Genomic DNA, 12,032 nt, shown 5'->3' with positions numbered 1-12,032 from the left:
CGCTGGAACGGCCACCCGAGCCGCGAGATCCCGGGTCAGTCGAGCGCTCGGCGGACCAGGGTCGCCAGGTGGACCGGTTCGGTTTCGGTGGCTTGGCGGATCTGCAGGCGGCAGCTGAACCCGTCGGCGACGACCTCGGTCCCCGGTTCGGCCTGCCGCACGGCGGGCAGCAGTGCTTGTTCGGCGCAAGCCATCGACACGTCGTAGTGCCCGCGCTCGAAGCCGAAGTTGCCCGCGAGCCCGCAGCAGCCGGCGTCGAGCACCTGCGCATCGGTGCCGGTGGCGGCCAGCGCCGAGCGGTCGGCGTCGAAGCCGAGTTCGGAGTACTGGTGGCAGTGCTGCTGCACCAGTGCTTTGCCGTCACCGGAACGTTCCCACCGCGACCGCGTGGGTTCGACGTGCTCGGCGAAGGTTTCGGTGGCTTCCGCCAGCGCCCGCACGTCCGGATCCTCTGGTGCGAGTTCGAGCGCGTCGTTGCGCAGGAATGCGGTGCAGCTGGGTTCGAGGCCGACGACCGGCAGGCCGGAGCGGACCTGCGGGCGCAGCAGCCGCGCGGTGCGGCGCACCACGCGGCGGGCGATGTCGAGCTGGCCGGTGGATGCCCACGTCAGTCCACAGCAGACTTGCGAGCGCGGGATTTCCACGGACGATCCGAGTTTTTCCAGCGCCAGCACCGCATCCCGGCCGATGTGCGGGTCGAAGTGGTTGGTGAAGGTGTCGGGGAACAGCACGACCCGGTCACCGCCCGCGGGCCGGTGTTCGCGTTGCCGCCACCACGAGCGCAGGGTGCGCCCGGCCAGTGCGGGCATGTCGCGTTCGGCCGCGATGCCGCCGATCCGCTTGATCAGCGACGCGATCGGTCCACTGAGGACGCGGTTGGCCGCGCCGGGCGCGTACTGGCCGAGCGCGAGCCACAGCGGCAGGAAACCCATCGAGTAGTGCGCGGCCGGGCGCACGCGCCCGCGGTAGTGCTGGTGCAGGAACTCGGCCTTGTAGGTGGCCATGTCGACGCCGACGGGGCAGTCGGTCTTGCAGCCCTTGCAGGACAGGCACAGGTCGAGTGCGTCGTGCACTTCTTCGGAGCGCCAGCCGCCTTTGATCAGCGAGCCGTTGAGCATCTCGAACAGCAGGTGCGCGCGCCCGCGGGTGGAGTGCTTCTCCTCCTTGGTGGCCCGGTAGCTCGGGCACATCACCCCACCTGTGGTGTTGAGGCATTTGCCCATGCCGACGCAGCGCCGCGACGCCGGGGCGAGGTCGCCGTCGTCGGCGTGCAGCGCCAGCGTGGTGCGGGTGGGGATGTTCGGCGGCGCGACCAGCAGCCGCAGGTCGGAGTCCAGCGGCCGGGGCCGCACGATTTGGCCCGGGTTGAGCAGGTCGTCGGGGTCGAAGGCGAACTTGAACCGCTCGAACGCGCTGATCACCTCCGCCGGGTACATCCGCGCCAGCAACTCGGAGCGGGCCTGCCCGTCGCCGTGTTCGCCGGAGACCGAGCCGCCGTGGGAGACGACGAGGTCAGCGGCGGCCTCCATGAACTCCCGGTAGTTCTGCGCACCGCCGCCGGTGAGCAGATCGAAGTCGATGCGCACGTGGATGCAGCCGTCGCCGTAGTGGCCGTAGGTCACGCCCTTGCGCCCGTGGCGCTCCAGCAGCTGGTCGAACTCGCGCAGGTAGCTGCCGAGGTGTTCGGGCGGCACGGCGGCGTCCTCCCAGCCCGACCAGCGTTCGGACCCGTCGGACATGCGGGTGGAATAGCCCGAGCCCTCCTCGCGGATCTTCCACAGCGCGCCCATCCGGGCCGGGTCGGTGTGCACGACCGACTCGGCCCGCGAGCCCATGGCGCTGCGCACCTTCTCGGCGGCGGCTTCGGCTTCGCCGGGCTCGGCGCCGCCGACTTCGACCAGCAGCCAGCTTCGCCCGCCCGGCAGCAGCCGCAGCGCGGGGGATTCCGGGTTGCGGGCGCGGACCACGTCGACCAGCTCGGCGCTGAGCCCTTCGATCGCCAGCGCGCCCAGCCCGCGCAGCCGGGTCACCTGGTCGGCCGCGGCGTAGCTGTCGTCGAACCCGAGCACGATCATCGTGCGCACCGCGGGAGTTTCGGCGAGGTCGACGGTCGCGCCGAGCACCGTGGCGCAGGAGCCTTCGGTGCCGACCAGCGCGCGGGCGAGGTGGAAACCGTTCTCCGGCAGCAGCTGGTCCAGGTTGTAACCGGAGACCCGGCGGGTCAGGTCCGGGAACGAGCCGCGCACCAGCTCACCGGTTTCGTCGCGCAGGTTCCGCAGCTGCTGGTAGAGCCGCCCGACGCGGTCGCCGCGAGCGCAGAGCGCGTCCAGTTCGGCCGGTGCGGTAGGGCCGACTTGCAGCCGCGTCCCGTCGGAGAGCAGCACGTCCAGCGACCGCACGTTGTCGACGGTCTTGCCCCAGGCGACCGAGTGCGTGCCGCAGGAGTTGTTGCCGATCATCCCGCCGAGCGTGCAGCGGCTGTGCGTCGACGGGTCCGGGCCGAACGCCAGCCCGTGCGGTTTCGCCGCAGCCTGCAGGGTGTCGAGCACGACGCCGGGTTCGACCGTGGCGGTGCGGGCCTGCGGGTCGATCTCGGAGATCCGGTTCATGTGCCGGGCGAAGTCCAGCACCAGGCCGGAGCCGCAGGCGTTGCCCGCGATGCTGGTGCCCGCACCGCGGCCGGTGATCGGCACGCCGTGCTCGCGGGCGAGCGCGACCGTGGCGGCGACGTCGTCGGCGTGGCGCGGGTAGACCACGCCGACCGGCACGCGCCGGTAGTTGGAGGCGTCGGTGGAGTACAGCGCGCGGGTTCCGGGGTCGAACCGTGCCTGCCCGTCGAGCGCGCCGCGCAGTTCGGCGGCGAAGTCCTGCGGAAGGTGAGTGGTGGTGGGCTGGGCGGTCGCCCTGTCCGGGGTGGCGGTCATCGCGGGTGCTCCTGGCCGGCTCGGTGGGAACGCGGGTTCGGGATGTCTCCCACGCACCGTAGGTGTTCGCTGCGGCGTGCAGTGTCCGCTGGGCCGCGCGGCGCGCGGTGGCTATGGGCAGCGTCCCGCGCGGTGTCCGTCCGGCAGCGCTGCGCGCGGTGTCATCGGCGGCGCTGCGCGCGGTGTCCATTGTCGGCGCGGCACGAGGAGACGTTCCGTCTTCTGTGCGGAGTGGATGGAGGGGCGCCGGTGGTGAACCGATAATGTCGCGGCCGTTGAGGCGGGCCGCGGCGCCCGCCGGGCGAGGCTTTTCGGGAGGAGATCCACAGTGGGACGGTCCGTACTGGTGACCGGAGGCAACCGCGGCATCGGGCTGGCGATCGCCCGTGCGTTCCAGGCCGCGGGTGACGAGGTGGCGGTCACCCACCGCGGATCGGGTGCGCCGGAGGGGCTGCGCGGGGTGCAGTGCGACGTCACCGACGCCGAGCAGGTCGCGGCGGCCTTCGACGAGGTCGAGCAGGCCCAGGGCAAGGTCGAGGTGCTGGTTTCCAACGCCGGGATCACCGACGACGGGCTGCTGCTGCGGATGGGCGAGGACCAGTTCGGGCGGGTGCTCGACGCGAACCTCGCCGGCTCGTACCGGGTGGCCAAGCGGGCGGCGAGCAGCATGTTGCGGCTGCGCCGCGGCCGGATGATCTTCGTGTCCTCGGTGGTGGGCCTGTCCGGTGGCGCCGGGCAGGCGAACTACGCGGCGAGCAAAGCGGGCCTGGTGGGCCTGGCGCGGTCGGTGGCGCGCGAGCTCGGTTCGCGCTCGATCACCGCGAACGTGGTCGCTCCCGGGTTCGTGACCACCGACATGACCGACGAGCTCTCCGAGGAGCGCAAGAAGGAGATCTTCGCCCAGATCCCGCTGGCCCGGTTCGCCGCCCCGGAGGAGGTCGCCGGTGCGGTGACCTGGCTGGCTTCGGAGTCCGCGGCCTACGTGACCGGCGCGGTCATCCCGGTCGACGGCGGTGCCGGGATGGGGCACTGACCAACGGCGGATTCTTGCCGCCGCGCCCGGGGCTCGGCGGCCGGTTCCCACCCCGCGCCAGCGGGCCACAACCTTCACCGCCCGCGCCAGCGGGCCACAATCATCGCGGAGGAAGCACGTGAGCGGATTGCTCGAAGGCAAGCGGATCCTGATCACCGGCGTGATCACCGACGCGTCGATCGCGTTCCACGCCGCCAAGACCGCCCAGGAACAGGGCGCCGAGGTGGTGCTGACCGGTTTCGGCCGGTTGAGCCTGGTCGAGCGCATCGCGGGCAGGCTGCCGAAGCCCGCCCCGGTGCTGGAGCTCGACGTCACCAACGCCGAACACCTCGACACCCTGGCCGAGCGGGTGCGCGAGCACCTGCCCGCGTTGGACGGGGTGCTGCACTCGATCGCCTACGCGCCGCCGTCCTGCCTGGGCGGGGATTTCCTGGAGGCGCCGTGGGAGGACGTCGCCACCGGTGTGCAGATCTCGGCGTACTCGCTGAAGTCGCTGACCACCGCGACGCTGCCGCTGCTGACCGCGGGCTCCGGGATCGTGGGCATGGACTTCGACGCGCGCGTGGCGTGGCCCGGCTACGACTGGATGGGCGTGGCCAAGGCGGCGCTGGAGTCGACCAACCGCTACCTGGCCCGCGAGGTCGGTCCGCGCGGGGTGCGGGTGAACCTGGTTTCGGCCGGGCCGGTGCGCACGATGGCGGCCAAGTCCATTCCGGACTTCGCCACGCTGGAGGACAAGTGGGGCGAGCGCGCTCCGCTGGGCTGGGACATGACGGACCCGGAGCCGGTCGCGCGCACGATCTGCGCGGCGCTGTCGGACTGGCTGCCGACCACCACCGGCTCGATGATCATGGCCGACGGTGGTTACCACGCTCTCGGCGGCTGAGCCGGTGCCACGCGCGCGCACGCCCCACCCGCGTGCGCGCGCGTTCCGGCGCCGCGCCATCATGGTCGGGTGAGCTTTGATGCGCTGCTGTTCCTGTCGTTCGGCGGGCCGGAGGGCCCGGAAGAGGTCCGCCCGTTCCTCGAGAACGTCACCAGAGGCAGGGGAGTGCCGCCGGAACGGCTCGACGAGGTCGCCGAGCACTACCACCACTTCGGCGGGGTCTCGCCGATCAACCGGCTCAACCGCGAGATGATGGCCGCGCTGCAGGACGAGCTGCGCGCCGAGGGCCGGGACGTGCCGATCTACTGGGGCAACCGCAACTGGCATCCGATGATCGAGGACACCGTCGCGCAGCTGGCCGACGACGGAGTGCGCAGAGCGCTGGTGTTCGCGACCTCGGCGTGGGGCGGGTACTCGGGCTGCAAGCAGTACCACGAGGACATCGCGCGGGCCCGCGAGTCGGTCGGCCAGCGCGCACCCGATCTGGTCAAGATTCGGCAGTTCTTCGACCACCCGCTGTTCATCGAGGCCAACGCCGACGCGGTCCGCCGGGCGCTGGCCGAGCTGGCCGACCCGGACGCGCGGCTGGTGTTCACCGCGCACTCGATCCCGCTGCGCGCCGATCACGCGCCCGGCCCGGACGGGCGCCCGGAGTGGTACTCGCGGCAGGTGCACGAGGCCGCCCGGCTGGTCGCCGAGGCCGCGGAGGTGGACGCCTACGACGTGGTGTGGCAGTCGCGGTCGGGGCCGCCGCAGGTGCCGTGGCTGGAGCCGGACGTGGTCGATCACATCGAGGAGTTGCACGGCAAGGGCGTCGGCTCGGTGGTGCTCAGCCCCATCGGATTCGTCTCCGACCACCTCGAAGTGGTCTGGGATCTCGACAACGAGGCCGCGGAGAAGGCTGCCGAGCTGGGCATGGGTTTCCGCCGCGCTGCTACGGCCGGCGACGATCCGCGGTTCGCGAAGATGATCGTGGAGCTGCTGGCCGAGCACACCGACGAGGTGCGCCCGCGCAAGCTGTCGCTGATGCCCGCCGCGGGTTGCGGTGTCAACGGCGAAACGTGCGCGCCGGGCTGCTGCGTGCCGGAGTCGGCCTGAGCGTTCACGGCTGCTGGGAGCGCGTTCCCAGGGCGAGGAAGATCTCCGTGCAGTGCTCGACGAGTTCCTCGCGGCTCATCGCCAGGGTGCCGTCCAGCCACGTCGTCAGCGTCTGCGCTAGTCCGCCGACGACGAACTGCGTGGACAGTTCCAGGTCGGGGCTGTCGGCCAGCCCGTAGAAGTCCTTCGCCTGCCCGCCGAGCAGGCCGGCGAACAGCGCGGTGGAGTTCTTGCGCCGCTGGGCGAGCGTGGTGCTGGTCGTGGTGTCGAACAGCAGCCTGCCGCGGCGGGGGTCGTCGGCGATGGTGCGCACGATGGTGCTCAACCCGGCGTGCGTTTTGGCCCGCGCGTCCACCGGTGCCGCTGCGACGGCTTCCAGCGCGCTGTCCGCCAGGTCGCGGATGACCTGGTCGTAGACGGCCTCGGCCAGCGCGTCGCGGTCGCTGAAGCTCTCGTAGAAGTAGCGCGCGGCCAGTCCGGCTTGCTTGCACACGCCGCGCACGGTCAGCGCGCCCTCGGCTCCTGGCGTGCCGAGCAGCTCCAGGCCGGCGGCCATGATCTGCCCGCGGCGCTCGGCCTTGCGGTGGTCGCCTTCGACGCCGCCGTAGACCCGCAGGGGAGAGGGGTTCATGCCCGCCATCTTGGCATCGCGGGCGCAGCGGCGGCGCAACCCTTGACAGCGCGGCGGGAGATCGCTTCCATATCTGCTAACGGGCGTTAGCAGAGTTTGCCGCCCGGTCGTCAAGGAGGGACCGATGACAGCTCCCGTCGAATCCCGGGCGCGCGAGGACGAACTGATCCTCGGCGCCGGGCTGCTCGCAGGCGGCGCGAACGTGATCATGCAGCTCGCCCGTCCCGGTGTCGGCTACGGCGTGGTGGAGAGCAAGGTCGAAAGCGGCAACATCTTCAAGCACCCGGTCAAGCGCACCCGCACCACGCTGACCTACCTCGCCGTCGCCACCATGGGCACCGACGAGGAACGCAAGCAGTTCCGCCGCGCGACGAACCGCTCGCACGCGCAGGTGCGCTCCGGCCCGGACAGCCCGGTGAGCTACAACGCCTTCGACAAGAACCTGCAGCTGTGGGTCGCGGCCTGCCTGTACCGGGGCGTGGAGGACACCTACAACCTGCTCATCGGCGAGCTCGCCGACGACGAGATCGACGAGCTCTACCGGCGCGCCATCACGCTGGGCACCACGCTGCAAGTCACCGAGGACATGTGGCCGCCGAACCGGAAGGCGTTCGAGGAGTACTGGAACGACGCCTTGGACCAGGTGCACGTCGACGACACCGTGCGCGCGTACCTGCACCAGATCGCGGTGCTCGGGTTCATGCCGCGCTGGGTGAGCCTGCCGCTGGGCGGGTTCAACAAGTTCATCACCACCGGTTTCCTGCCGCCGCGGTTCCGGGAGGAGATGCGGCTGCCGTGGACCGACCGCGATCAGCGCCGCTTCGAGCGGATGATGCGCCGCCTCGGCGCGGTGGTGCGCAGGCTGCCGCCGGTGCTGCGGAAGTTCCCGTTCAACTACTACCTGTGGGACGTGCGTCGGCGGATCAAGGCCGGAAAACCCCTGGTGTGATCCGGGGAGGTGGTCTCAGTGCTTGTCCGCGCTCTCGGCCACGACCCGCACCATCTCGGCCACCGACGCGCGGCGCGCAGCCCGCACCGAATCGAACAGCGGCTTGAGCGCCTCGGTCCGGGCGCGCGTCGCCGATGCCGACAACGCTCCGCCGGGCGCGTCGTCGGTGGCCACCCACAGGATCGCCTCGACCTCGGACGCCCGCTGCAGGATCCGCAGCGGGCGTTGCGGGACGGTCTGCGGCCAGGGCGGGCTCGGGCGGTCGGCTACGGTCTCGGCGATCTCCTCGCGCACGCCGGGACGGTGCTTGGCGATGTCCAGGTCGACCAGCGTGCTGGCGGCCTCGCGCATCGCCGAGGACATGCCGTGCTCGGCCTCGCCGATCGGCAGGTGCTCGGCCGGGGGCAGCTCGCCGGTCGAGTGCACGCTCCAGCGCAGAATTCCTTCCGCGATCGTCTCCGGGACCAGCCCGAGCCCGACGTCCGGCAGCACCGCGGCTTCCCCGCGCCGTAACGCCTGCTTCGCGAACGCGCTCGCCCCGCCCAGGCCGCGCACGTCACCGGAGACCGGCAGCGCCAGTTCGCCGCCTGCCGCGCCCGCTCTGCGCAACGCCGCGAGCAGCATCGCCGGGCCTGCCGGGACGTCCTGCGGGCCGGGCAGTTCCAGCTGCGCGGCCAGCTCGTCGTCGGCGGCGCGCACTTCCTGCGACTCGCCCCAGATCTGCAAGGCGTCGAGCACGTCGTCCGAGGCGGCCGCACCGTGCAGCCAGGCGGAAGTCCAGACGACCATCGTTGCGCTTGGGCATGGCACGGTATTCAAGATACGAGACCGCGCGGGTTCTCGTGCGGCCCGGGGGAGGCGAATGTGGGCCGCGTCGCCGACATTCCCGGGCGAGTCCGCAGCACCTCGCAGGACCCGATCAGTACGGTGATCGTCGTGCGTTCGGTCAATTACGGCAAGGATGTGCTCGCCGGCGGGCGGAAGCGGCGCGAAGTCCCGCAGATTCCCGCCGAACCCGGCCTCGTGGTCGAGGACCCGGCCAGCGGGTTCTGCGGCGCGGTCATCCGGGCCGACAAGCGCGAGGTGCTGCTGGAGGACCGGCACGGCGCTCGCCGGGTCTTCCCGATGCGCCCGGCCGCTTTCCTGCACGAAGGCAAACCCGCCACGCTCGTACCGGCCCCTTCCGGGCCCGCCGAGGCCGCACCGGCTCGCTCGGCCTCCGGGTCCAGGCGGGTCGAAGGCCTGCGCGCCCGGCAGGCCCGCGGCAGCCGGATCTGGGTGGAAGGGCTGCACGACGCGGAGCTGGTCGAACGGGTATGGGGCCACGACCTGCGAGTCGAGGGCGTGGTGGTCGAACCGCTGCACGGCGTCGACGATCTGCCCGGGCTGCTGGCCGAGTTCGAGCCCGCCGCGGGCAGGCGGGTCGGGGTGCTGGTGGACCACCTGGTCCCGGGCAGCAAGGAATCCCGCCTCGTCGAAGGCATCACCGACCCGAACGTGCTGATCACCGGCCATCCGTACGTGGACGTGTGGGAGGCGGTGCAGCCCGCCGCGCTCGGCATCGCGCAGTGGCCGCAGGTGCCGCGCGGGCAGGACTGGAAGCAGGGCGTGTGCGACGCGCTCGGCTGGGGCGAACCCGCCGAAGGCTGGCGCCGGGTGCTCTCCGGTGTCTCCGGATTCCGGGACCTGCAGGCGCCGCTGCTGGGCGCGGTGGAACGGCTGATCGACTTCGTCACCACCGACTGAGGGCCGCGACGCGGCGGATCACGCGTTGATCACTTCGGAGTAATCCTGCCACCAGGGCGGTCCGGTTCTGCCACCATGAACGCATGGTCCCGGTGCTGTGGCTGATCGTCGGATTTCTGCTGATCGCCGCGGAAGTGCTGTCCGGGGACTTCGTCCTGGCGATGCTGGGCGCGGCCGCGCTGGGGACGGCGGGCGCCGCGGCGCTGGGAGCTCCGCTGTGGGTCGACGCGCTGGTGTTCGCCGCGCTGTCGGCCGGACTGGTCGCCGGTGTGCGACCGGCGCTGAAGCGCCGCTTCCAGGTCGAGCAGGAGCTGAAGACGAACGTCGAGGCATTGGTCGGCAAACGCGCCACCGTGCTCGAACCGGTCGATCACCAGGGCGGCCGGGTGCGCATCGACGGCGCCGTGTGGTCGGCCCGCACGGCCGAAGACGAGCAGGTGCTGCAGACCGGCGCGACGGTGCTGGTCGTGGAGATCTCCGGGGCCACCGCGGTGGTTTCGGCACAACCTTGAGCTGGAGGATTCAGGTGGGTCCTGGATTGATCGTGCTGGTGGTCGTCGTACTGCTGGTCATCGTGGTGCTGGTGAAGTCGGTGCTGGTGGTGCCGCAGGCGCAGGCGTCGGTGGTCGAGCGGCTCGGCCGGTTCCGGACCGTGGCCGCGCCGGGGCTGAACTTCCTGATGCCGTTCCTGGACCGGGTGCGGGCCCGGATCGATCTGCGCGAGCAGGTGGTGTCGTTCCCGCCGCAGCCGGTGATCACCCAGGACAACCTGACGGTGTCCATCGACACCGTCGTCTACTTCCAGGTCACCGATTCGCGCGCGGCGGTCTACGAGATCTCCAACTACATCGTCGGCGTGGAGCAGCTGACCACCACGACGCTGCGCAACGTCGTCGGCGGGATGAGCCTGGAGGAGACGCTGACCTCCCGCGACCAGATCAACACCCAGCTGCGCGGGGTGCTCGACGAGGAGACCGGGCGCTGGGGCATCCGGGTCGCGCGGGTGGAGCTCAAGGCGATCGACCCGCCGCCGTCGATCAAGGACTCGATGGAGAAGCAGATGCGCGCCGACCGGGAGAAGCGCGCGATGATCCTCAACGCCGAAGGCGAGCGGGAGTCGGCGATCAAGACCGCCGAAGGCCAGAAGCAGTCCCAGATCCTGGCCGCCGAGGGCGCCAAGCAGGCGTCCATCCTCGATGCCGAGGGGGAGCGGCAGTCCAGCATCCTGCGTGCGCAGGGCGATCGGGCGGGTCGCTACCTGCAGGCCCAGGGCCAGGCGAAGTCGATCGAGAAGGTCTTCGCCGCGGTCAAGCGCGGCAAGCCCACTCCGGAACTGCTGGCTTACCAGTACCTGCAGACCCTGCCGCAGATGGCGCAGGGCGACGCGAACAAGGTGTGGGTGGTGCCCAGCGACTTCAACAAGTCGCTGGAGGGCTTCGCGCGGATGCTCGGCGCGCCCGGCGAGGACGGTACCTTCCGCTACGAGCCGCCGGCCGAGGAACCGCCCGCAGGCGCTCCGGAGGACGAGGAGGAGTCGGTGGCCGGCTGGTTCGACACCTCCACGAATCCGGAGGTCGCCGAAGCGGTCCGGGCGGCCGAGGAAGTGGCCCGCAAGGAGGTGCCCAGCGCCTCGGCGCCGGGCAACACCGGGCAGGGCGGCGCGTTGTCCGGTCCGGAGGCCGCGCGGGCGCTGGGCAGGCCCGGTGGTCTCGACGAGCCGCCCGCGGGCGGCAATCCACCCGCCTGACCGGCGTCTCCGGGCTCGGTGCGCATCGGTGATCGAGGTGCGGTGAGCGGCTGAGCAGATCTCGTGGGGGCGGTGCTCGTTCGCGCACCGCCCCCACGCTTTGCACTTTCCAAGTCGAAACATATAGACGTTTCAGTGTACGCCGAAATTAACGCCAACAATCAGCTCACCTCGGCCACCTGGTCCAGACAAACCGCTGCAGACCAACGCGACCTGCTGGAGTCCGCCTAAAGGCCCTCGGGAAGGGGCGGAGGTGGGCCGATCAGTGCTGTCGGGTCACTGCGGCGGTTCGAGCATGGGTCCGCCCGCCACGCCGAGGACGCGCACGACGTCCAGCAGGTGCTCGCGCAGCCGGGTCTTCGCGGTCTCGGCGTCGCCGTCCCTGATCGCCTCGGCGACCCCGCTGTGCTGGTGCGTGATCAGCGGACGCCGGTCCTGGGTGCGGGCGGTGGCGGTGATCCGCAGCTGCCGGTCGCGCAGCGCGTTGTAGAGGTCGTCGACCACCGGGTTCGCCGCAGCGGCGACCAGCAGGGCGTGGAAGTCGCGGTCCGCCTCGTGCATCTCGGCATCGCTGAGCCCGCGGGCGTCGCAGGCCGGGTGCGTGGTGAGTTCGCGGCCGACCGTGGCCATCGCGTCGAGACCCTGTGCGGCGAGCTTGTCGATCGCGAAGGTCTCCATGGCCAGCCGGGCTTCCAGGAGTGCACGTGCTTCGGTCGGGGTCACCGGCACCACCAGCGCGCCGCGCTTCGGATACAACCGCAGGAACCCCTCGGTCTGCAAGCGCAGGAACGCCTCGCGCACGGGTGTGCGCGACATCGTCAGCGCGGTGGCCACTTCGCCTTCGGACAGCAGATGCCCGTCCGGATAGGAGCCGTCGAGCAGACCGGCTTTGACGTGCTGGTAGGCGCGATCGGCGGCCGGTGTTTCCGCGGCGCCCGCTGCGGCCTGGGTGGTATGGGGCACGGGCTCCTGTGGTGTTGCGCTCGACACGAGGACATCGTACTGATCCCAACTTGTA

11 protein-coding genes are annotated in these 12,032 nt (G+C 71.2%); 7 read left to right on the top strand and 4 right to left on the bottom strand.

The window, feature by feature from the left end:
* Positions 1-35: 35 nt before the first annotated feature.
* Entirely contained in the window at positions 36-2,924 is a 2,889-nt protein-coding gene (locus INP57_RS23725; protein WP_200072532.1) for an FAD-binding and (Fe-S)-binding domain-containing protein, read from the bottom strand.
* A gap of 328 nt (positions 2,925-3,252) precedes the next feature.
* On the opposite strand from INP57_RS23725, the gene fabG reads away from it, so the two are divergent.
* From fabG to INP57_RS23710, 3 genes are all read left to right on the top strand, one after another.
* Complete coding sequence (gene fabG, locus INP57_RS23720) at positions 3,253-3,957, top strand: 3-oxoacyl-ACP reductase FabG (RefSeq protein WP_200072531.1); 705 nt, start codon at positions 3,253-3,255, stop codon at positions 3,955-3,957.
* A gap of 118 nt (positions 3,958-4,075) precedes the next feature.
* Positions 4,076-4,843: an enoyl-ACP reductase FabI gene (gene fabI / locus INP57_RS23715; RefSeq protein WP_200072530.1), complete on the top strand. Its 768-nt coding sequence runs from the start codon at positions 4,076-4,078 to the stop codon at positions 4,841-4,843.
* A gap of 69 nt (positions 4,844-4,912) precedes the next feature.
* Positions 4,913-5,941: a ferrochelatase gene (locus INP57_RS23710; protein ID WP_200072529.1), complete on the top strand. Its 1,029-nt coding sequence runs from the start codon at positions 4,913-4,915 to the stop codon at positions 5,939-5,941.
* 4 nt (positions 5,942-5,945) lie between these two features.
* Here the strand turns inward: INP57_RS23710 and INP57_RS23705 are convergent, their stop codons facing one another.
* Positions 5,946-6,572: a TetR/AcrR family transcriptional regulator gene (locus INP57_RS23705; protein ID WP_200072528.1), complete on the bottom strand. Its 627-nt coding sequence runs from the start codon at positions 6,570-6,572 to the stop codon at positions 5,946-5,948.
* Between the two features lie 124 nt (positions 6,573-6,696).
* On the opposite strand from INP57_RS23705, the gene INP57_RS23700 reads away from it, so the two are divergent.
* Positions 6,697-7,521, top strand: coding sequence for an oxygenase MpaB family protein (locus INP57_RS23700; RefSeq protein ID WP_200072527.1), 825 nt, complete (start codon positions 6,697-6,699; stop codon positions 7,519-7,521).
* Positions 7,522-7,536: 15 nt separating this feature from the next.
* Here the strand turns inward: INP57_RS23700 and INP57_RS23695 are convergent, their stop codons facing one another.
* Entirely contained in the window at positions 7,537-8,310 is a 774-nt protein-coding gene (locus tag INP57_RS23695; protein ID WP_200072619.1) for an Rv1486c family protein, read from the bottom strand.
* 147 nt (positions 8,311-8,457) lie between these two features.
* Here INP57_RS23695 and INP57_RS23690 point away from each other — a divergent pair, with 147 nt between their 5' ends.
* The 3 genes from INP57_RS23690 (at position 8,458) to INP57_RS23680 (ending at position 11,014) form a co-directional block, all read left to right on the top strand.
* Positions 8,458-9,267, top strand: a complete 810-nt coding sequence (locus INP57_RS23690; protein WP_200072618.1) for a DUF3097 domain-containing protein — start codon at positions 8,458-8,460, stop codon at positions 9,265-9,267.
* A gap of 83 nt (positions 9,268-9,350) precedes the next feature.
* The gene (locus INP57_RS23685) at positions 9,351-9,779 is read left to right on the top strand and encodes an NfeD family protein (protein ID WP_200072526.1); all 429 of its coding nucleotides are present in this window, start codon (positions 9,351-9,353) and stop codon (positions 9,777-9,779) included.
* Between the two features lie 14 nt (positions 9,780-9,793).
* Positions 9,794-11,014, top strand: coding sequence for an SPFH domain-containing protein (locus INP57_RS23680; protein WP_200072525.1), 1,221 nt, complete (start codon positions 9,794-9,796; stop codon positions 11,012-11,014).
* Between the two features lie 276 nt (positions 11,015-11,290).
* Here INP57_RS23680 and INP57_RS23675 read toward each other — a convergent pair whose 3' ends face one another.
* Positions 11,291-11,977, bottom strand: coding sequence for a GntR family transcriptional regulator (locus INP57_RS23675; RefSeq protein WP_295149781.1), 687 nt, complete (start codon positions 11,975-11,977; stop codon positions 11,291-11,293).
* Between the last annotated feature and the right edge of the window lie 55 nt (positions 11,978-12,032).

The organism is Saccharopolyspora galaxeae, assembly GCF_016526145.1.
Classification (GTDB): Bacteria; Actinomycetota; Actinomycetes; order Mycobacteriales; family Pseudonocardiaceae; genus Saccharopolyspora_C; species Saccharopolyspora_C galaxeae.
The sequence above is the reverse complement of the archived record's forward strand: the minus strand, read 5'-3'. Positions and strand labels throughout refer to the sequence as shown.